Below are 19,377 nucleotides of genomic sequence, written 5' to 3' on the forward strand. Positions count from 1 at the left end.
GCGCTTGGAACCGCGGGCGGACGAGACCGTCTACCCCCGATTCAATCCGCGCCAAGGATCCTCCCCGCATGAAAACCTTCGGATACGCCGCCAAAGCCGCCTCCAGCCCGCTCAACCTCTTCCAGTTCGAGCGGCGCGAGCCCGGTCCGCGTGACGTGCAGATCGACATTCTCTATTGCGGGGTGTGCCATTCGGACGTTCACACCGCCCGCGACGAGTGGGGAGAAGCGGCGTATCCGGTGGTTCCGGGCCACGAGATCGTCGGCCGGGTGATCCGCGTCGGCTCCGACGTCACCCGCTTCAAGGAAGGTGATCTTGCCGGCGTCGGCTGCATGGTCGATTCCTGCCGCCACTGCATCAACTGCGACGACGGACTGGAGCAGTATTGCGTCCACGAATTCACGGGCACCTATAACAGTCCGGACAAGCGCTCCGGCGGCGTGACCTATGGCGGCTACTCGACCACCATCGTGGTGGACGAGCATTTCGTCCTGCGCATGCCGGAGAACCTGGACCCGGCTGCGGCTGCGCCGCTCCTGTGCGCCGGCATCACCACCTATTCGCCCCTGCGGCAGTGGGGCGTCGGAAAGGGCCAGAAGGTGGGCATCGTCGGCCTTGGCGGCCTCGGCCATATGGGGGTGAAGCTCGCCCACGCCATGGGGGCCCATGTCGTCCTGTTCACCACCTCCCCCGGCAAGACGGAGGACGCCCTGCGCCTCGGTGCGGACGAGGTGGTCGTCTCCCGCGATCCGGATGCCATGGCCAGGCACGATTCGAGCTTCCATTTCATCCTGAACACGGTGGCGGCCCCGCACAATCTGGACGCCTTCCTGACCCTGCTGCGCCGCGACGGCACCATGACCCTCGTGGGGGCGCCCGCCGAGCCTCACCCCTCGCCCAACGTGTTCAGCCTGATCATGAGACGCCGCCGTCTTGCAGGCTCCCTCATCGGCGGCATCGCGGAAACGCAGGAAATGCTCGATTTCTGCGCCGAGCACGGCATCGTCTCCGATATCGAGATGATCCCGATCCACCGGATCAACGAGGCCTGGGACCGGATGGTCCGGAGCGACGTGAAATACCGCTTCGTGATCGACATGGCCTCCCTGAAGGAGGAGACGAAGACACTCTAGGCGTCGAGCGCGCCGGTCTCGAAGAAGCGCTCCATCGCGGCTTCGGCGGGACCGGTGTCGATCCCGCGCTGCGCGAGCCAGGCATCGTCCCAATGCGTGCTGCGATAGCGCTCGCCGGAATCGCACAGAAGCGTCACGACCGAGCCTTCCTCGCCGTTACGGACCATCTCGGTGACGATATGCGCCACGGCCCACAGGTTCGTTCCGGTCGACCCGCCGCAGGATCGGCCGATGCGGCCCGATAGCACCCTGGCCGCCGCGAGGCTCGCCGCGTCCGGCACCGCGTGGGCGCAGTCGATCAGCTCCGGCACGAAGGACGGCTCGCAGCGCGGGCGCCCGATGCCTTCGATGACGGAGGGCGTGCAGGCCACGGTACAGATGCTCCGGTCCGCGAGATGCCGGTGGAAGACCGAGGCCTCCGGGTCGGCCAGGCACAGCCGGGTCGGCAGGCGGCGGTAGCGGATATACCGCCCGAGCGTCGCCGAGGTGCCGCCGGTTCCGGCGCCGATGACGATCCACGCCGGAATCGGATGCTCCTCCTGCGCCATCTGACTGAAGATGGATTCGGCGATGTTGTTGTTGCCGCGCCAGTCGGTCGCCCGCTCCGCGTAGGTGAACTGGTCCATGTAATGGCCGCCGAGTTCCTCCGCGAGGCGGGCGCTCTCCGTGTACATCTCGGCCGGGGAATCGACGAAATGGCTCTCGCCCCCGTAGAAGGCGATCTGGGCGATCTTCTCGGCGGACGTCGAGCGCGGCATGACGGCGATGAAGCGCAGGCCCAGCATCCGGGCGAAATAAGCCTCCGACACCGCCGTGGACCCGCTCGACGCCTCCACGATGGTCGTCTCCGGGCCGATCCAGCCGTTGCACAGTCCATAGAGGAACAGCGAACGCGCCAGCCTGTGCTTGAGGCTCCCCGACGGATGGGTCGATTCGTCCTTCAGGTAGAGAGCGACGCCCGGAGCGCCCGGAAGCGGAACCTGCAGGAGATGCGTGTCCGACGACCGGTTGAAATCGGCCTCGATGATCTGGATGGCGCGGGCGACCCAGGAGCGGCTGGAGGAGATGTTCATGGCGAGTGACTCGACAGGGGCCTCAACCGGGATGGCCGGGCGGGAATTCCCACGTTGGAAAATTTTCATAGAACGGCCTTATCCGAGGCGGCCCCAACTTCGCAACGAGGTTTCCATCATTCGGGGCGTGCCGGATCATGACCGGGCGGATCTCAGCGACGCGCGGCCGTGGTGACGGTCGGGTTCGGATCGGCGTCTTTCTTTGCCGCCATGAGCTGAACGCCGTCGGCAATGAGCCGCGCCATGCAGTCGTAGCCGCGATCGCCCATGTGGAAACCGTCGCTCGACAACATGGAGGTCAGGGTATCCGGCGAACGCTCACCCCATGCTTTCATGAGCTTGTAGCGCGAAAACACCGGCACCTGTTCGACGGTAGCCATTGCGTTGACGAGGTCCACAAACCGCTCATAACGGCCGATATCTCTTATGGTCGGGTAATATTGCTGATCGACGAGAAGCATCTCGACGCCGAGAGCCTGTGCGGTGTCGATCCCCTGTCTCAGAAGGGCCGAAAAACGGGCCTCGTCGCCCCCCTTCACCGCATCGTTCGTGCCCACCTGCCAGATGACAAGATCAGGCCGGTCCGCCCTGAGGATGGTCTCCAGGCGCCCGACGGTCTCGAAAATCGTCTCTCCCCCTTTTCCGGCATTCTCGACGGTGACCGCTCCTTTCCACATGCGAGCAAGGTCGGCCTGGAGCTGGACCGGATAGGAAAACGCCGGCGAGGATGCGCCTATTCCCTCCGTGGAGGAGGACCCGATGGCCAGAACACGCACGGGCTCACGCCGGATAAGCCTGGATGTGACGCGCTCCAGCCTCCCCGAAGCCGAGAAGATGGGCTGGTACGCGCGGCATGCGGCATCCTCTGCAAGCGCAGGGCCGCTCAAGGCGGCCAAAACTACCGAAGCTAGTGCGGGAACTGCCCAGACGATACCGAGACGAGTCCAGGTTCTCTGGCGCGCTCCTGTCGGGGAGCGGTCGAGCCTTGCTTTTTCCATTCCAGGTATCGCGCCAGTAGGAGGAGTCCGAGAATACCGAGGATAGTGAATACCATACCAACGATATGCGGACTAGCGGATGACTTCACCGCCGCCAGCGTCATGATCACCTCCCCCAGGGCACTGAGGGCGGAACCGACGGCGAAGACCGGCAAGGCATTGCGCCCAAGTCGCCTCATCTCGCCCCCAAGGGCGGTTCCCTGCAACACCTGCCCCAATCGAAGCTGCGTCACCACATAGGCGAGCGCCAGGAAGTGAAGGAGACGGCTGAGGCCGAGATCGCTCTTGACGAGATCAAAATTAACGAAGGTGCTCCAGAGCAGGTTCGGTGCAAAGCCAAGCGCATCGGTCATGACAACGAACGATGCAGCGAGAAAAACGACGGCTCCCGCGAACACGATCCGTCGGTAGGGCATCCCCGTTCGAACAAAGAACGCGCCCGCGGCAATACCTATCGTGAACAGAAGCTGCCATGCGAACGGATTGAAGAACCACCTCCCAGGCTCGGGCCAACTCGGAAGCGACAGGACATCGATGCGAGCCAGTACGTAGATGCCGATCGACACGGCTGCAGCCAGCGCGACATGGATCCGCATCAGGACCATGGCCACCGGAGCCCACAGCATCAGCATGATGTAGAGAGGCAGGATATTGAAGTATCCGAGTTGGTGCCCGAGCAGGAGAACGCCGGTGATGCCTCGGGCCGTATCATCGAACACGGTGCCCCGGCCATGAGCCTCGATCAGCCTGATATCCTCGCTGGCCACGTAGCCTACGGAGAACAGCGCCACGGCGACACCGGTCAGAACCAAGTGCATTCGATACAGTTGAAGCGAGCGCCGGAAACACCGCCGGACCACTCCGAAAACGTCGCCCTGGGGCAGCTTGGGATAGTACACGAGGGCTACGGACAATCCTGAAATGAAGACGAAAGCCTCGGCCGCATCGGAGAAGCCGTAGTTGCGCGGCGTCAAGTGCTCGAGGAGATTGCCTGGAACGTGATTGATGAAGATCACGACGAGGATGAGACCACGCCAGAAATCGATCGCAGGGTTGCGGCCAACTGGGGCGTGCATTCCCGAACCTCGCAGTTTTTGATGATGAGAGAACGCCAGAGCATGGCAGTGGGATCCAACGACCGTCATCAACTGTCCGAGACGGATTCGACCCCTATGGGGCTATCCCAAATCCGCACCGCACAGACAAGTGTGACAGATCATTCACACCCGGCTTCTCGCCGGGTGTGGCAGGCACTGCAGCTTCTGAGACCCCGCAGGTTTGGGACCGTGCGTTCCCTTGCGCCGTCACAACGGAATGTTGTCGTGCTTCTTCCAGGGCCGCTCGGTTTCCTTGTGCCGGAGCATCGCGAGCGCCCGGGCGATCCGGCGCCGCGTGGAGTGCGGCATGATCACCTCGTCGATGTAGCCGCGCTCGGCCGCCACGAAGGGCGACATGAAGCGGTCCTCGTATTCCTTGGTCCGGGCCGCGATCTTCTCCTCGTCGCCGAGGTCCTGGCGGAAGATGATCTCCACCGCGCCCTTGGCGCCCATCACGGCGATCTGAGCCGTGGGCCAGGCATAGTTCACGTCGCCGCCGATATGCTTGGACGCCATCACGTCGTAGGCGCCGCCGAAGGCCTTGCGGGTGATGACGGTGACGAGCGGCACCGTGGCCTCGGAATAGGCGAAGAGCAGCTTGGCGCCGTGCTTGATGAGGCCGCCATATTCCTGCGCCGTGCCGGGCAGGAAGCCGGGCACGTCCTCGAAGGTGACGATGGGGATATTGAAGGCGTCGCAGAAGCGCACGAACCGGGCGGCCTTGCGGGAGGCGTCCGAGTCGAGCACGCCCGCCAGCACCATCGGCTGGTTGGCCACGAAGCCGACCGTGCGCCCCTCGATGCGGCCGAAGCCGGTGATCATGTTCCGGGCGAAGGCCTCCTGGATCTCGAAGAAGTCGCCCTCGTCCACGACCTTCAGGATCAGCTCCTTCATGTCGTAGGGCTTGTTGGGATTGTCCGGAACCAGGGTGTCCAGGCTCTCGTCGACCCGGTTCGGATCGTCGAAGCTCGGAATCTCGGGCACCCCGTCCATGTTGTTGGCGGGCAGGAAATCGATGAGGCGGCGCACCTGGAGCAGCGCCTCCACGTCGTTGTCGTAGGCGCCGTCCGCCACCGAGGACTTGGTGGTGTGGATCTTGGCCCCGCCCAGCTCCTCGGAGGTCACGGTCTCGTTGGTGACGGTCTTCACCACGTCCGGCCCCGTGACGAACATGTAGGAGCGGTCGCGCACCATGAAGATGAAGTCCGTCATGGCCGGCGAATAGACGTCGCCGCCCGCGCAGGGGCCCATGATGACCGAGATCTGCGGGATGACTCCGGAGGCGATCACGTTGCGCTTGAACACCTCGCCGTAGCCGCCGAGCGCCGCCACACCCTCCTGGATGCGGGCGCCGCCCGCATCGAACAGGCCCACGATGGGGGCGCGCATCTTGAGCGCCATGTCCTGGATCTTGATGATCTTCTGGGCATGGGCCTCGGAGAGCGAGCCGCCGAACACCGTGAAATCCTTGGCGAAGACGAAAACCGTGCGGCCGTTGACGGTGCCCCAGCCGGTGACCACGCCGTCGCCCGGGATCTTCACCTTCTCCATGCCGAAATCGGTGGAGCGGTGCTCCACGAACATGTCGAACTCCTCGAAGGAGCCCTTGTCGAGCAGGAGCTCGATGCGCTCCCGGGCCGTGAGCTTGCCCCGGGCGTGCTGGGCCTCGATGCGCTTGGCCCCGCCGCCGAGCCGGGCCTGAGCGCGCCTGTCTTCAAGTCGTTCGAGAATGTCTTTCATGGGTGATCCCTGAGGCCGGGAGAGAATGGCTTTGCCTCCCGCTTAGCACAGCCTTTCGGGATCAAACATCCCACTATGGTGTGCTCCGGGTCACTTCACACGGACCGATTCCGAAGCTAGACAGTGAACAGGAATAACGTTCCTATTCCTGTTTTTGGGGGCAACAATGAAGAATTTCCAGAAGATCGCGGCTTCTGCCGCAGCCGTTTCCCTGCTGGCCGCAGGCTGCGCCAGCCGCTCGGACGAGGTCGCCGCGTCCTACGTGTCGTCTGCAACCTACAGCAGCTACAATTGCCGTGAGCTGAGCATGGAGGCCCAGCGGGTCTCGAGCGCCGCCGCCGCCGCCGCCGGCGTGCAGGACTCGCAGCGCACCAAGGACACCGTGGCCACCACGGCCGCCATCGTGATCTTCTGGCCCGCGGCCTTCTTCGTCGGCGGCAACAACGCCCAGACGGCGGAGCTCGCCCGTTTGAAGGGTCACATGCAGGCCATCGAGGAAGCCTCGATCCAGAAGAAGTGCGGCATCAGCTTCCACCGCGCCTGATTCCGCCACGTTCCTGCGAAAGCCGCCGGCTTCCGGCGGCTTTTTTCATGGGCGGGCCAGGCGGAACACCTCCGAGGCGGCCCGGAAATCGGCCTCGCGCTTCCGGCGGCGCTCCATGGCCTCGTAGTCCTCGCCCCAGAGGCTTTCCTGGTAGTGCTCGTCCACATGGGCGGCTGCCCAGGCCTGGTCCGCATCGATGATCTTGGACGCATGGGCGAGCGCGATCAGCACCGACCCCGTGAGGGTCGTCATTACGTGAAGGGCCGCAAGGGCGAACGGCGAATCGATCCTCTCGATGGCGCCACGGATGGCCGCCACCGACTCCTGCGGCTGGGCGACGTGCATCACCCCTTCCGCAAGGGAAAATCGCGCCCCATGCACATCCCTGGCCCAGTCCAGCACCGGGTTCCAGGCGTCGTTCTGCGCATCGGCCAGACGCTCCGGCTCGCCGGCCCGGTAATAGGTCAGGTCCGACCCGGCATAGCGGACCAGGTCGTCCACCACCTCGCGCTGACGGGGCGCAACGCCGTCGATGGCCGAGTTGACGATGCGGGTCACCGGCATGGTCGAGGGGTCGATTTCGGTTTCCTGCGCGGCCCATTCGCCGGCCAGGGCTTCGGCAAGGCCGCGCGTCGGGACGGCGAGCTCCTGCCGGTTCGGCGTCTTGGCCGTGCGCCCGTCGAGCACGAGGAAGAACCGCCCTTCCCGCTCTTCGACGCCGGCTTCCTTGTAGAAGCGCTTCGGCAGGGTCGGCTTCATGCCCCCTTGGGCGGCACGCATCGGATTCGGCTCTTCCGCCGAGGGGAACCAGTCTCGGGAATCTGTCATGGGTGTGAGATAGGCATTCAGGCCGCCGGATGCGAGAGAGGGTCCAGAAACCGGCGCAAGGCCCCTTCGAGTTCGGCATAGCTGCCGACGATCCTGCCGGCGCCCGCCTCCTTCAGCGCCGCCACGGGCTGGAATCCCCAGGAGACCCCGATGGGCAGCACGCCCGCGGCCTTGGCCATTTCCATGTCGAAGCTGGAATCGCCGATCATCACCGTATCCTCCGGCGAAGCTCCCACCTCCTCCATCGCCTGCCGGATCATCGCCGGATGGGGCTTCGAGGGGGCATCGTCCGCCGTTTGGATCGTGGCGAAGACGCGCTCCCAGCCGTGGCGATCCAGGAGGTGTCCGACCCCGCGCCGGGACTTGCCGGTGGCAATCCCCAGAAGCACGTCCTCCCGGCCCCGCAGCCAGTCGAGGCACGCTTCCGCACCGGGGAAGAGCGGCTCCGCAAGAGCCGGGTCGAGACGCAGGGACCCGAAGGCGTTCTTATAGGCCTCGGCCAGCCCTTCCACGGGCCCCTTCGGCCCGACGAGAACCGTGAAGGCCTCGACGAGAGACAGGCCGACGATGGACAGCGACATCTCCCGGCTCGGCGGCTCCAGCCCATAGGCCGCGAAGGCCGCGTGCTGCGCGGCGACGATGATGTTCTGACTGTCGACCAGGGTTCCGTCGACATCGAAAATGACGAGCTTCAAGAACTTCCACCCATTAAAGGACCGGACAGGCGTTTCCCGTGCGGGCAGGCACGCGGCGGTCCGGCAGCATCATGGGCGACAGCCATAAAGCCGGACTGCCGGAGGATAAAGCCGTTTCTCCGCGGGCGAGGAAACATTGCCAGGACCGATCGCGCCCTGCCGACCGGCGATCGGCCGTGGCGCCGCCCAAGCCTAGATGACTTGGCGCTCCGCGAGGCGGCGGAACATGCCGTCCGATTTCATCAGCTCGGCATAGGTGCCGCGTTCGACGAAGGGCTTGTCGGGCGTGACTAGCCGGCTCCGGCACAGGCATCGATGCGCAGCCCCTCGGCGATGGCGCGGATGTGCCTGTCGCTCGTCCCGCAGCATCCACCGACGATCCTCAGCCGGTATCGGTTGCGAACGGCAAGGATCTCCCCCGCCAGCACTGCCGGCGCATCCCCGGCGAGGTGATCGAGACTATCCAACCGGTCGGGTGGAAGCGGCGATGCGTTGGCTTTCAGCCCCGCGAGGCGGCTGGGGATCTCGCGCTGCATTCGATCCTCGCCTGCTTCGATGGCGGACAAGAAAGTCGATGGATGAACGCAGCCAGCCAGGTAGTAGAGCGGCTTGGGATCGGCAGTCTCGCCGACGAGCCGGGCTGCCTCGGTGAACGGAACACCGTCGAGCAGGCGTCCGTGATCGTCGATGACGGGTGCGAGGGCATAAGGAAGCCCCGTCTCCGCCATGGCATGAGCCACGCCGGCCATTTCCGCATGACTGGCGAATGTCGGCCCGTAGAGCAAATCGACGCCAAGTCCGGCAAGAACTTGGGCTTGGTGATGATGATAGTCCCGCGCCTCGTCCAAGCCGGGAGCATCCTCGGCACGATAGCCGTCATACCGTGGGCCGATCACTCCTGCGATATGGACGAGGGCTTCGGTTCGGGTGTCTCTCCGCAGGCCCTGAAGGAAGGTGACCGCCTCGGCATTCACCCGATGAAGGTCGTCATCCTTCGAGAAGCCGAGGCGGCGAAGGCAATCCGGATGCGCGCGCCAGGTCGGCGTGCCGATCAGCATCGGCATCTGGAATTCGGATGCGATCGCGAGGTAGCCGCGATAGATCTCCGTGAGGGCCGAGCGCCCCTGATCATCGAACAGGGCGGTGTAAGCGGCGAATTCCGGCAGATCGATGTTGAACTCGTAGATCAGGCGCGTTTCGATGCCACCATCCGTCAGGATCGTCGCTCCCGACCGGAATACGGTTTCAATATTCATCCGACGCTCTCTGATCCACCTGCCGCCGCATCAATGAACCGTGTTGTCGAAGATAGCGCAAGCATCGGATGCTCCCTCCTCCGCTACTATTGCTTCCGCCCGAAGCTGCTCTTGAGGAGGCAGCGCTCCAATGCCGTGAAGACGACAGTCCTCGTTCCGACGCAATCGTGGCGATGGCACTCCTCGCCTACACGAACTCTCTACTGCACTGGACCAATTCTAATCTGGTGTTGCCCTTAGGTGACGTTACGCAACAAACCCCTCTTTTTAAGGGGGATTTCAACTAGCCGGAGAGGATTCTTCTCTTATTGTGCGCCATGCGAAAAGGACCGCTGGCGGGCGGTGGCAGAGACTGGGAGACGTGCCGATGAATCGCGGGCAGATCAGAAGCGCATAGACAGATTATTGGCGGGGCGGCACCGGGTTTCGCCTGTCGCCCTCACTCACGGCACTCTTGGCCTCAGTCTCGTCCCTGGCCTTGCTGCTGCCCATCGCGACGCCCGCCGCTGCCGATGACCGGGCTGGAGGTATAGCCAGTTGGTTCCTGCCAGAGAGCTGGCAGGACAACTCCGTTCCAACGAGTAGCGACGACGTTACCGTCGGCACTGGTACGGCACAGGTACAGAACTCGGGTGCTCAGTCGCATGTCCTAAATGTTGGCACCACCGGCACTGCCGAAGTAGCGATTTCGAATGGTGGGTCCCTCACAAGCAACGCTAGCTGGATTGGCTCCGGAGGCATTGGCACCGTGACCGTCACGGGCGAGGGCTCGACTTGGCAAGGCACGAGTTTCAATACGGTAGGCTACAACGGAACCGGCTCGCTGCTGATTTCAAACGGCGGAGCCGTCATCAGCAATGTCAGCTTTCTCGGAAACGGCGGCAGCGGCACAGCAGCCGTGACGGGCGCGGGATCCAGTTGGGTTCATCACTTGGGGATCGTCGTCGGCTACGACAAAGGGACGGGCCAGTTGACCGTCTCAGATGGCGCGCTCGTTCAGAACACCAACGCCACCATCGGCTGGAGCGCCACAAGCAGCGGGACAGTAATCGTCAGCGGAGCAGACTCGCGGTGGTTGAATAGCGAAAGTGTCACCGTTGCCACATCGGGATCCGGTGCGCTGACGGTTTCTAATGGCGGCAAAGTCTCGGCGTCACAGGTTTCCATCGGCATCAATGCGGGCTCAACAGGCACGCTCACCCTCAACGGCACCGAAGCGGGCGGACGCGGCGTTCTCGAAACGGCCTATGTGGAGAAGGGAGGCGGGTCCGCCACGCTCAATCTCAACGGCGGCATCCTGCGTGCGACGGCTGACGAGGGGGATTACTTGCGCGGCTTCGATGGAGGCGGTGTTACCATTGGCGCTGGCGGCGCATATGTCGATACGGACGGGCGCAGCATCGGCATCTCAGCCGGTCTCGCTGGCACAGGCGATCTCACGAAAACAGGTATCGGCACACTCACCCTGTCCGGCATTAACACCTACACGGGCGCGACCCGGATCGACGGCGGCATTCTCGCGGTCCAGGGCGGTTCCGCCACCCCGGATGTCTCGGCGGTCACCGTCGGAGGGGGTGGCACCTACCGGGTCGAAGACAACGAGGTCATCGGTTCCCTGGCGGGTATCGGCACCGTCTCCATCGGAGGCGGCCAGACGTTGACTGTCGGCGAGAACGACCGGGACTCTACTTTTGCCGGAACGCTTTCCGGCGACGGCTCCCTTGAAGTGGTCGGCGACGGCACGCTCACATTGACCGGGACGAGCAATCTCGGCGGCGACATCGATGTCTGCTGCTCCAGCCTGGACATTCAGGGCAACGTCGCCGTCGGTGGCGATGCCATCGTCACTGGCGGCAGCCTTTCGGTCACGAAGGGAGGCCGTCTCGTCGCCGCCGGCGCCGCCGGTATGATGAGCGGGAGCATGACGGTCTCCGGCGGCAGCCTGCTCGAGGCGGCGGCCTTCGGAACGGTGGTTGGCGGCGACTTCATCGTCACCGGTAGCGGTTCGGTGGCCCGGTCGGGCGTGGCGACCTTCATGGCAGCTTTCGGAAACAGCCACCTCACCGTCTCGAATGGCGGCAGGCTTGAGACCACGGGCGATGCGGAGCTTGGATTCGGTGTCACCGCAGCCGTGGAAGGGGCGACTTCCGCCTGGACGGTTGGCGGGGATCTCTTCGTCGGCGGCGATTCCAGTCCGGGTTCCCTGACGCTCGCTGACGGCGGAGAGGTCAATGCCGGCACGGTCTCGATCAATGAGGACAGCACTCTCCAGGTCGGCACAGGCGGGCGAGCGGGCAAACTCACGACGCCCGCGGTGGCAATGGCAAATACAGCAACGCTTGCCTTCAACCATTCGGACAACACAACCTTCGCAGGCGCAATTTCTGGGGCAGGCAGCCTGTCCAAAAGCGGAGCCGGCACCCTCACCCTGTCCGGAATGAATAGTTATACCGGCGGCACGACCATCAATGCCGGCACGTTAACAGGGTCGACCTCCAGCTTCGGCACGGAGGACATTCTGAACAATGCAACCCTGGTGATTGATCAGGTCTCCGCAGGCACATTGTCGAATGCCGTCAACGGCACTGGCACCTTGATCAAGACAGGCTCGGGCGACCTCAGCCTCACAGGCGCAAACAATCTTTCAGGCACCACCATCGTTGCAGCCGGAACCCTGCGCATCGACGGCTCTCTCGCCAGCACGTCCACGCAGGTGCAGTCTGGCGCTACCCTCACCGGGTCGGGCAATATGGCCGGTGCCGTGAATGTGCAGGACGGCGGCACCCTGGCGGGTGCCAGCGGTCGCACGTTGAGGATGGGCAGCCTCTCCCTGGCCTCGGCTGCCACCCTGAACGTCGGTCTGAATGCGGGTGGCACCGATCCCCTGTTCGCCATCGCAGGCGATCTTGCCCTCGACGGCCGTCTTGCCATCGGGGAGAACTCGGACCTGTCGGGAGGGACGAGCTACAAGCTGTTGAGCTACGGCGGCACATTGACCGGTTCTCCCCTGGCGCTCACCTCCGCACCCATCGGCTACAAGCTCTCCAACTTCGCCCTCGAGAGCGGCTCGGGCGAAGTCCGCCTCACGCTCATCGACGCGGCCGGCCAGCAATACTGGACTCAAGGGTCCGGCCTCTGGAACAGCTTCGGCTGGAGCAATCCGGACGGCAGCCTGCTCACCCGCTGGCAGGGAGATACGGCCGTGTTTCGCGGCACCGGCGGAACCGTGACGGTGGAGGGTCCACAAAGCTTCTCGGCGCTGCGCTTCGAGGCGGACGGCTACCGCATCGTGCCGGGCACCGGCGGGTTGCTGACCATTGCCGGGGCGCGGGGGGACGTGCGGGTCGAAAGCGGCCGCACCGCCACCATCGCCGCGCCGATCGGCGGCGCGGGAGGGCTCGCCAAGGGAGGCGCCGGCACCCTGATCCTGTCCGGCCTCAACACGTATCAGGGCGGCACCCGCCTTGCCGCAGGAACACTCGGCATCGCCTCGGACGCCAGTCTGGGCGCCTCCTCGGGCGGGCTCGCCATCGAGGGCGGAGCGCGCCTGTGGGCTCTGGCGGATTTCGCCTCGGCCCGCACGATCACCCTCGGAACGGGCGGCGGCATTTTCGACACCGACGCCCATGCGGTCACCCTGTCCGGTCCGGTCTCGGGCTCCGGCTCCCTGTCCAAGCTCGGCACCGGGACACTGACCCTGTCGGACAACAACACCTATGCGGGCGGCACCACGATCGGCGAAGGCACTCTCGTCGGCTCGGCCACGAGCTTCGGCTCCGGCGCCATCGCCAACAACGCCACCCTTGTGGTCGACCAAGCTACGGACGCCGATTTCGCGAACGCGATCGCGGGGACGGGCCGCCTTGTCAAAACCGGCTCCGGGCGTCTGAACCTGACCGGCACTAGCCCGTTCTCTGGGCGGACCGAGGTCCAGGCCGGGCGTCTGGCGGTGAACGGTTCCCTGGCCGGGTCGGTCGTGACGGTGACGGGCGGCAGTCTCGGGGGCACCGGCACGGTCGGGGGGCTCGTGGCCCGAAACGGCGCCATGATCGCACCCGGAAACTCGATCGGGACGATCAACGTCTCCGGCAACGTCGCCTTCGCATCGGGCTCGACCTACGAGGTGGAGATCGACGCCGCCGGGCAAAGCGACCGCATCGCCGCTTCCGGCACCGCAACCCTCTCGGGCGGCACGGTTCAGATCCTGCCCGACCGGGGCACGGGCTACGTGGCCAACCGGCCTTACACAATCCTCACCGCCCAAGGCGGCGTGTCGGGTAGGTTCGACGGCACCTCGGGAGGCAAGTTCGCCTTCGTCACGCCGACCCTGGGCTATGACAGCAGGGCCGTGACGCTGACCCTGGTCCGCGGGGCCAATCCTGCGGCATTCCACTCGGAGGCGGCGACGCCGAACCAGTATCGCACTGCCGACGGAATCGAAGCGCTGGGCGAAGGCAACCGGCTGTTCGATACCGTGCTGGTGTCCAGTGTCGCGGGGGCTCGTCAGGCCTTCGATGCCCTGTCGGGCGAGGCACATGCCTCGGCCGCGACCCTGGCCTATGGCGATGCCCGGCTGGTTCAGCAATCGGTCCTGAGCCGCCTGCGCGCGCGCTCGAACCCGGGCCCCGCCCTGCCCGCCTCTGCCCAAGGCGTCTATTCCGCGGCCTACGCCGCCGATGGACCCGGAACGGTGCCGCAGCCGGTCGTCGTCACGCCGTCCTTCGATCCCCGCCGATTTGCCTTCTGGGGCGAGGGCTTCGGCTCGTGGGGCAAGATCGACGGCAACGGCAACGCGGCCGGAATGGACACCTCCACCGGCGGCTTCATCCTCGGCGCCGATGCATCGGCGGGCGACACCTTCCGCATCGGCGTGGCCGGCGGGTTCACCCGCACCTCGTTCGATATCGATGCCCGCCTGTCCTCGGGCGCGAACGAGACGGTATTCGGCGCGCTCTACGGCTCAGGCCAATGGGGGGCGTTCAATCTCAGGCTGGGCGCCGCCTATGCCCACCACGACCTCGACCTGACCCGCACGATCAGCTTCGCCGGCTTCGCCGACCGGACCAGTGCCTCCTACAACGGATCCACGCTGCAGGCCTTCGGTGAGCTCGGCTACCGCTTTGCGTGGGGTGGAGCTGCCGTCGAGCCGTTCGTGGGAACCTCGGTGCTGCGCCTGCACACGGACGCATTCCGGGAGAACGGCGGGGCCGCCGCCCTGACCGGCTACGCCCAGGATCACGATCTCGGTACCACGACGGTCGGCGTGCGGGCGGAGGCGCGGATCGGTGCCGGGATGCCGCTGACCCTGCGCGGCCTCCTGGGCTGGCGTCACGCCTACGGCGACGTGGAGCTGTCGACGCTGCTGGCGTTCGCGGGCGGCGCGTCTCCATTCACGGTGGGCGGGGTGCCGGTGGACCGGGATGCGCTGGTGGCGGAAGCCGGGCTCGACTGGCAGGCTTCGGAGGCGGTCAGCCTGGGCGTGTCCTACCAGGGGCAGATAGGGTCGCGAGCCCAGGACCATGCCGTCAAGGGCAGCTTCACCTGGCGCTTTGGAACCCGCTGAACCTCGCGAGGAGACACCCCCTCGGCGGATGCGAAAAACGGTGACCTTCAGCCGCTCTGCTGCTTCTGTTCGGCGGTCATGACATGACCGCGCCGCTCAGCGGCTTCCAGCGCTTCGGCGAGCTTCTGGCACCCCTGTTCCAAGGCGCGCTCGTCCGAGAGGTTCGCTCCGATCTCGGCAAGAATTCTGGCGGCTTCGTTCAAGCGAGTATCGGACATGAGACAACCTGATTTCGGTTTCGCTGCTTTCGAACGAATGCCGGAGCGTGGCCTTTGTTCCGGAGCGCGAGCCGATGCTGGCTGGCTCAGGCCTTTCCCTCGTCCGTCTTCTTGAGCCCTTTCACGACGGCCCCGGCGAGCGGAACGAGCAGGCTCGGCAGGAGGCTGTCGAAGGGGTGGCGGGCGAAACCCGTGATCGCCTGCCGCACGCCCCTGATCTCCTCGCGGACCTCGATCACTTGCTTCTGCAGGGCCAGCGCGTCGACCTCCAGGGCCTGAAGGGCGGCATTCCTGACCTCCAGGGCCAGCTCCATCTCCCGTCCCGGCTTTGCCCGGGCAGCGACCAGAAGGAGCAGCGCCGCGACCGCCAGGCTCGCCAGCGCGATGATGGCGGCGGCCCATATCGGGCCCCAGACCTGCTCGAGGGCAAAGAACGCGGCCAGATTACCCATGAGAAAGGCGAAGGCGACAAGAAGAGCGGCGATGCCTTTCAGCCCGGAGCGGATCGCCACCTGCCGGAAGCGAATGTCGGCGATGATCGTCTCGGCCCGCCACAGGACGCGAAGGTTGCGGACAACGTCGTCCATCATGATGTCAGCCTCTTCCCAACAACCGCCCGACCGCGACACCCAGAACAAAGGCGGCGAGAACCGCCGCAATCGGGTGCTCGGCTATGGCGTCTTCCGTGTTCTCGGCAAGGCCGGAGAGAGCCTGGCCGAGCTCTCGCAGTTGCTCCTCCAGGCCGTCGGGCCCAGCCGCCCCGATGTTCGTCTCGGCAGAGCGAGGAGCAGCCCCGTCCTGCGCGGACGGGGACCTGCGCGCCAAATCGGCCTGGAGAGCGCCGAGCTCTTCGTGGATGCTGTCCCGCCGTACCACGTTAGAGAGCCTTGCGAACCCGCTGGAAGGCATCCTTGAGCTCGGCCCCCAGAATCGTCAGGGCATCCCCGACGTCCCTGGCGCTGCGATTCAGCTCCGCCCTGCTCTCGAACGAATCCCAGCGCTTTTCGATGGCCGACCATTCCTCCTGCAGCTCCTTCGAGCCCAGGTGGATCTTGAGCCTGATCTCGTCGCGGGTGCGCTTCAGGTCTTCGACGACTTGCGGAAATTCAGGCATGGTCTTTTCCTCATCAGGCAACCGGCGCCATGCGCCTTGCGATGACGAGGAAAGCATTACTCGAACAGCCAAGCTTTGCGGAAGATCAAATTCCTGCCGCCTTCCGCAGTCGAGCGCTTCGGAGCCTATGCGATCTCGGAGGCCTGCGTCGTCATTCGCGCTTCGAGCCCGGCCTTCACGCCCGGCCATTCCTCACGGATGATGCTGTAGACCACCGTATCGCGCACATGTCCGTCCGGCATGATCATATGCCGGCGCAGGATGCCATCCAGCTTGGCGCCCAGACGCTCGATGGCGGCGCGCGACTGGTCGTTCAGCCGATGCGTCCGCAACTCGACCGCATTGCAGCCCAGGGTCTCGAAAGCGTGCCTGAGCATGAGGAATTTCGCATGGGTGTTGACGAAGGTGCGTTGCCAGGAACGGGCGATCCAGGTCGTGCCGATCTCGACCCGGTGGTTCGCGGCATCGATGTTCATGTAGCGGGTGGAGCCGATGACCCGGTCGCCGTCCCGGACCACCGTGGCGAAAGGAAGGGCCGACCCGGCGGCCTGGAGTTCGAGCGCCTTGCGCACATAATCCCCGAAGCCGTCGGGCGTCGGCACCGTCGTGGTCTTCTTCTCCCATAACGCGCCGTCGCTCGCGGCCGCGGCCAGAGCGGGAACGTCGTCCAGGCTGAGGGGCCGCAACACGAGGCGGTCCGTCGAGAGCGTCACGGGCTCGATATGAAGCATTTTTGTAGCGCCTTCCGATCTGCTGCTTTGTCCCCTATCGCGGCGGGCGGCGCAACAGCCGAAGGCATCTTCGATCAGGAGGCGCTTCATGCCTCCTGATCATGGGTCACGTTCTTCGGACCGATCTCTTCTCTGCTCAATTAAACAGATAGACGAAGCCGGGCAGAGTCACCGCCAGGCCGGCCAGAGCCCATGCTCCGGCAGCAGACCGCCAGCCGGCGCCGCCCGTCGTATTGCGCAGGCGCTGGGCAAAGGAGGCGGCTTCCATGGTGCGGCCGCTCAGGCAGGAGCACAGAGCATAGTGCGCCTGTCCGTCCGACAGCTCGAAATAGTTCATGACGTCGCCGAGCTTGTCGCTCGCCAGGCCATCCGCCCGCAGGACGGGATCTTCATAGGCGACGGAGAGCGGGGAATCGTCCTGCCGGATCAAGGCACGCTCTGCCGGTGGCTTGTATTCGATTTCGCCGAGGGAGTTCAGGCGACGCGTCGGATTGCGCTCGAGAAGTTCGATCCAACGCTCAATTCGTTCTTGCCTCGTCAAAGACCGGGGCTGAACGTCGGCTACGCTACGGAGCTGATCTAGATGCTTGTGTTCCATCGATCTCCTCCTTGCCAATGGCCCGGCCGGCCGGATGACCGACCGAGGCATACGACACTACCCCGCTTGAGAGGCAAAAGTGCGACAAAGGGAGATGCGCAAAGGGATGACCGCTTTATTCCTCCGGCGCGTCCACGATGGGGTCGTAGCGGCTCACGTCGAAGCCTAGAAGGTTGAAGCTCTGTTGGATGTGGGGCGGCAGCGGCGCGGTCACGTCGATGGGCTTGCCCGTCCTCGGATGCGCGATCACGATGCGCCGCGCCAGAAGGTGCAGTTTGTTCTGGATGCCGCCCGGCAGCTCCCAGTTCTCGATATCGAAGTACTTCGGATCTCCCACGATGGGATGGCCGATGTGGGCGGTGTGGGCCCGCAGCTGGTGCGTGCGCCCCGTGACGGGCTTCAGCGACATCCACGCGAGCTTCTGCGCCGCCGTATCGATCACGGCATAGTAGGTCAGGGCATGGCTTGCGCCTTCGTCCCCGTGCTGGGCCACGCGCATGCGGGCATCGCCCTCATCGCCTTCCTTCGCCAGGTAGGTCGAGATGCGTCCCTGACGGACACGCGGAACGCCGGCGACCAGTGCCCAGTAGATCTTGCGCGTGGTGCGCGACCGGAACGACTTCGCCATGGTGGATGCGGCGAACCGCGTCTTGGCGATCACGAGGCAGCCGGCCGTGTCCTTGTCGAGGCGGTGCACGAGGCGGGGCTTCTGCCCTTCCGCGTCGCGCATGGATTCGAGCAAGCCGTCCACGTGCCGCGTGGTGCCCGAGCCGCCCTGGACCGCGAGCCCCATGGGCTTGTTGATGATCAGGACGTCCTTGTCCTCATAGAGCGTGATGGACTTCAGGAAATCGCGCTCGTCCTGGTCCCTGGCGGCGCTGCGGGCGACAGGCCTCGGCTGGTCGAGCTTCAGCGGCGGCACACGGACCTTCTGGCCCGCCTGGAGCCGCTCGTTGGGCTGTGCCCTCTTGCCGTCGATGCGCAGCTCGCCCTTGCGGACGATGCGCTGGATGTGGGTGAAGGCCAGCTGGGGGAAGCGGGCGACCAGGAAACGGTCGACGCGCATGTCCGCCTCATCGGGCTCGACCACGAGGGTCTGCACCCCGGTGGCGAGGGTCTCCTGGGCCTCGGCCCTGGCCTGCGCCTTGGTGGGCTTGGGGGCCGCTTCCACTGCCGCGGGCTTTGCCCGCAGGGACGGCGCCGGGCGGGCCTTCGCTGCCGCAGGCTTGGCGGCGCGCGGCTTTGCCGGTCCGCTCTTGCGCGCAGGCCTGTCCTCACGGGAGCGGAAGCCCTGCCGGGATCCTGCCCGTCCACCGCGAGCGCCGTCTTTCTGTCCTGAACCGCTTTTTCTCATGAGATGTGGGTTACCAGAGCGCCGCGCGGGCGGCAATCGAGCACTACGACGTCATTGCGCGCACAAGGGCGAGCCCGGCGACCAATCCGCCGATGGAGAGCAGGACGGAAGCCGCCACATAGCCGAGGGCCGTGCCCGGCGCTCCCCGCTCCCACAGGAGCACGGCATCGAGGGAGAAGGCGGAAAAAGTCGTGAAGCCGCCGAGGATGCCGGTCGTCAGGAACAGGCGAAGCGGCTGGCTCCATCCCTCCCCGGCCTTGAAGACGAACCACGCGGCGACAGCCCCCATGACGAACGAGCCGACGATATTGACCGTCAGCGTCCCCCACGGAAAAGCAGCGCCGAAGGCGCGGGCGCTCGCGAGATTGACCGCATGGCGAAGGGAACCGCCGATTCCGGCGCCGAGAAAGACGAGGAGAAAGGAGGTCATGCTTG

At 65.3% G+C, this 19,377-nt stretch carries 18 protein-coding genes; 3 read left to right on the plus strand and 15 right to left on the minus strand.

Translation table 11 applies throughout. From position 1 onward, the window contains the following. Positions 1-68: 68 nt before the first annotated feature. Positions 69-1,133 carry an NAD(P)-dependent alcohol dehydrogenase gene (locus ACFOYU_RS21175; RefSeq protein ID WP_377035140.1) on the plus strand — a complete coding sequence of 355 codons (1,065 nt, stop codon included), beginning with the start codon at positions 69-71 and terminating at the stop codon, positions 1,131-1,133. On the opposite strand, the gene ACFOYU_RS21180 is transcribed toward ACFOYU_RS21175, so the two are convergent. The 4 genes from ACFOYU_RS21180 to ACFOYU_RS21195 all read right to left on the minus strand — a co-directional run bounded on the left by ACFOYU_RS21180 (position 1,130) and on the right by ACFOYU_RS21195 (position 6,041). Beyond that, entirely contained in the window at positions 1,130-2,206 is a 1,077-nt protein-coding gene (locus ACFOYU_RS21180; RefSeq protein WP_377035141.1) for a PLP-dependent cysteine synthase family protein, read from the minus strand. The two genes, ACFOYU_RS21175 and ACFOYU_RS21180, sit on opposite strands and share 4 nt — an antisense overlap. Positions 2,207-2,358: 152 nt before the next feature. After that, positions 2,359-2,982, minus strand: coding sequence for an SGNH/GDSL hydrolase family protein (locus tag ACFOYU_RS21185; RefSeq protein ID WP_377035142.1), 624 nt, complete (start codon positions 2,980-2,982; stop codon positions 2,359-2,361). 131 nt (positions 2,983-3,113) lie between these two features. Next, positions 3,114-4,349, minus strand: a complete 1,236-nt coding sequence (locus tag ACFOYU_RS21190; RefSeq protein ID WP_377035143.1) for an OpgC family protein — start codon at positions 4,347-4,349, stop codon at positions 3,114-3,116. Between the two features lie 159 nt (positions 4,350-4,508). Continuing rightward, positions 4,509-6,041 (minus strand): acyl-CoA carboxylase subunit beta, encoded by a 1,533-nt coding sequence (locus ACFOYU_RS21195; protein ID WP_226740286.1) that lies wholly within the window; start codon positions 6,039-6,041, stop codon positions 4,509-4,511. Between the two features lie 166 nt (positions 6,042-6,207). On the opposite strand from ACFOYU_RS21195, the gene ACFOYU_RS21200 reads away from it, so the two are divergent. Continuing rightward, positions 6,208-6,585 carry a hypothetical protein gene (locus ACFOYU_RS21200; RefSeq protein WP_226740284.1) on the plus strand — a complete coding sequence of 126 codons (378 nt, stop codon included), beginning with the start codon at positions 6,208-6,210 and terminating at the stop codon, positions 6,583-6,585. 45 nt (positions 6,586-6,630) lie between these two features. Here the strand turns inward: ACFOYU_RS21200 and ACFOYU_RS21205 are convergent, their stop codons facing one another. The 3 genes from ACFOYU_RS21205 to ACFOYU_RS21215 form a co-directional block, all read right to left on the minus strand. Next, a complete protein-coding gene (locus tag ACFOYU_RS21205; protein ID WP_226740282.1) occupies positions 6,631-7,365 on the minus strand; it encodes an ATP12 family chaperone protein in 735 nt (244 codons plus the stop codon). Between the two features lie 65 nt (positions 7,366-7,430). Then, positions 7,431-8,108 carry an HAD-IA family hydrolase gene (locus ACFOYU_RS21210; RefSeq protein WP_377035144.1) on the minus strand — a complete coding sequence of 226 codons (678 nt, stop codon included), beginning with the start codon at positions 8,106-8,108 and terminating at the stop codon, positions 7,431-7,433. A 290-nt stretch (positions 8,109-8,398) separates the two neighbouring features. Then, positions 8,399-9,364, minus strand: coding sequence for a homocysteine S-methyltransferase family protein (locus ACFOYU_RS21215; protein ID WP_377035145.1), 966 nt, complete (start codon positions 9,362-9,364; stop codon positions 8,399-8,401). Positions 9,365-9,842: 478 nt separating this feature from the next. On the opposite strand from ACFOYU_RS21215, the gene ACFOYU_RS21220 reads away from it, so the two are divergent. Continuing rightward, the gene (locus ACFOYU_RS21220) at positions 9,843-14,927 is read left to right on the plus strand and encodes an autotransporter domain-containing protein (RefSeq protein WP_377035159.1); all 5,085 of its coding nucleotides are present in this window, start codon (positions 9,843-9,845) and stop codon (positions 14,925-14,927) included. A gap of 47 nt (positions 14,928-14,974) precedes the next feature. Here the strand turns inward: ACFOYU_RS21220 and ACFOYU_RS21225 are convergent, their stop codons facing one another. The 8 genes from ACFOYU_RS21225 to crcB all read right to left on the minus strand — a co-directional run bounded on the left by ACFOYU_RS21225 (position 14,975) and on the right by crcB (position 19,372). Continuing rightward, on the minus strand, positions 14,975-15,130 hold the full coding sequence (locus tag ACFOYU_RS21225) for a hypothetical protein (RefSeq protein ID WP_377035146.1): 156 nt from the start codon (positions 15,128-15,130) through the stop codon (positions 14,975-14,977). Between the two features lie 101 nt (positions 15,131-15,231). Beyond that, complete coding sequence (locus ACFOYU_RS21230; RefSeq protein ID WP_226740273.1) at positions 15,232-15,735, minus strand: phage holin family protein; 504 nt, start codon at positions 15,733-15,735, stop codon at positions 15,232-15,234. 4 nt (positions 15,736-15,739) lie between these two features. Further along, on the minus strand, positions 15,740-16,021 hold the full coding sequence (locus ACFOYU_RS21235) for a hypothetical protein (protein WP_377035147.1): 282 nt from the start codon (positions 16,019-16,021) through the stop codon (positions 15,740-15,742). Position 16,022: 1 nt separating this feature from the next. Continuing rightward, positions 16,023-16,259: a hypothetical protein gene (locus tag ACFOYU_RS21240; protein WP_377035148.1), complete on the minus strand. Its 237-nt coding sequence runs from the start codon at positions 16,257-16,259 to the stop codon at positions 16,023-16,025. A 125-nt stretch (positions 16,260-16,384) separates the two neighbouring features. Continuing rightward, the gene (locus ACFOYU_RS21245; protein ID WP_226740268.1) at positions 16,385-16,990 is read right to left on the minus strand and encodes a GNAT family N-acetyltransferase; all 606 of its coding nucleotides are present in this window, start codon (positions 16,988-16,990) and stop codon (positions 16,385-16,387) included. A gap of 136 nt (positions 16,991-17,126) precedes the next feature. Continuing rightward, positions 17,127-17,588, minus strand: coding sequence for a hypothetical protein (locus ACFOYU_RS21250; RefSeq protein WP_377035149.1), 462 nt, complete (start codon positions 17,586-17,588; stop codon positions 17,127-17,129). 115 nt (positions 17,589-17,703) lie between these two features. Further along, positions 17,704-18,942, minus strand: coding sequence for an RluA family pseudouridine synthase (locus ACFOYU_RS21255; protein WP_377035150.1), 1,239 nt, complete (start codon positions 18,940-18,942; stop codon positions 17,704-17,706). A gap of 43 nt (positions 18,943-18,985) precedes the next feature. Further along, positions 18,986-19,372, minus strand: coding sequence for a fluoride efflux transporter CrcB (gene crcB, locus ACFOYU_RS21260; RefSeq protein WP_377035151.1), 387 nt, complete (start codon positions 19,370-19,372; stop codon positions 18,986-18,988). Between the last annotated feature and the right edge of the window lie 5 nt (positions 19,373-19,377).

Origin of the sequence: Microvirga sp. GCM10011540, from assembly GCF_042650665.1 — a bacterium.
In the GTDB taxonomy this organism is placed as follows: Bacteria; Pseudomonadota; Alphaproteobacteria; order Rhizobiales; family Beijerinckiaceae; genus Microvirga; species Microvirga lenta.

What these genes read in the sequence shown, in the direction of transcription:
- ACFOYU_RS21175 (WP_377035140.1), top strand. Translation starts at nt 69, where the DNA reads ATGAAAACCTTCGGATACGCCGCCAAAGCCGCCTCCAGCCCGCTCAAC.
- ACFOYU_RS21180 (WP_377035141.1), bottom strand. Translation starts at nt 2,206, where the DNA reads ATGAACATCTCCTCCAGCCGCTCCTGGGTCGCCCGCGCCATCCAGATC.
- ACFOYU_RS21190 (WP_377035143.1), bottom strand. Translation starts at nt 4,349, where the DNA reads ATGACGGTCGTTGGATCCCACTGCCATGCTCTGGCGTTCTCTCATCAT.
- ACFOYU_RS21195 (WP_226740286.1), bottom strand. Translation starts at nt 6,041, where the DNA reads ATGAAAGACATTCTCGAACGACTTGAAGACAGGCGCGCTCAGGCCCGG.
- ACFOYU_RS21200 (WP_226740284.1), top strand. Translation starts at nt 6,208, where the DNA reads ATGAAGAATTTCCAGAAGATCGCGGCTTCTGCCGCAGCCGTTTCCCTG.
- ACFOYU_RS21205 (WP_226740282.1), bottom strand. Translation starts at nt 7,365, where the DNA reads ATGCGTGCCGCCCAAGGGGGCATGAAGCCGACCCTGCCGAAGCGCTTC.
- ACFOYU_RS21215 (WP_377035145.1), bottom strand. Translation starts at nt 9,364, where the DNA reads ATGAATATTGAAACCGTATTCCGGTCGGGAGCGACGATCCTGACGGAT.
- ACFOYU_RS21230 (WP_226740273.1), bottom strand. Translation starts at nt 15,735, where the DNA reads ATGATGGACGACGTTGTCCGCAACCTTCGCGTCCTGTGGCGGGCCGAG.
- ACFOYU_RS21240 (WP_377035148.1), bottom strand. Translation starts at nt 16,259, where the DNA reads ATGCCTGAATTTCCGCAAGTCGTCGAAGACCTGAAGCGCACCCGCGAC.
- ACFOYU_RS21245 (WP_226740268.1), bottom strand. Translation starts at nt 16,990, where the DNA reads ATGCTTCATATCGAGCCCGTGACGCTCTCGACGGACCGCCTCGTGTTG.
- ACFOYU_RS21250 (WP_377035149.1), bottom strand. Translation starts at nt 17,588, where the DNA reads ATGGAACACAAGCATCTAGATCAGCTCCGTAGCGTAGCCGACGTTCAG.
- ACFOYU_RS21255 (WP_377035150.1), bottom strand. Translation starts at nt 18,942, where the DNA reads ATGAGAAAAAGCGGTTCAGGACAGAAAGACGGCGCTCGCGGTGGACGG.
- crcB (WP_377035151.1), bottom strand. Translation starts at nt 19,372, where the DNA reads ATGACCTCCTTTCTCCTCGTCTTTCTCGGCGCCGGAATCGGCGGTTCC.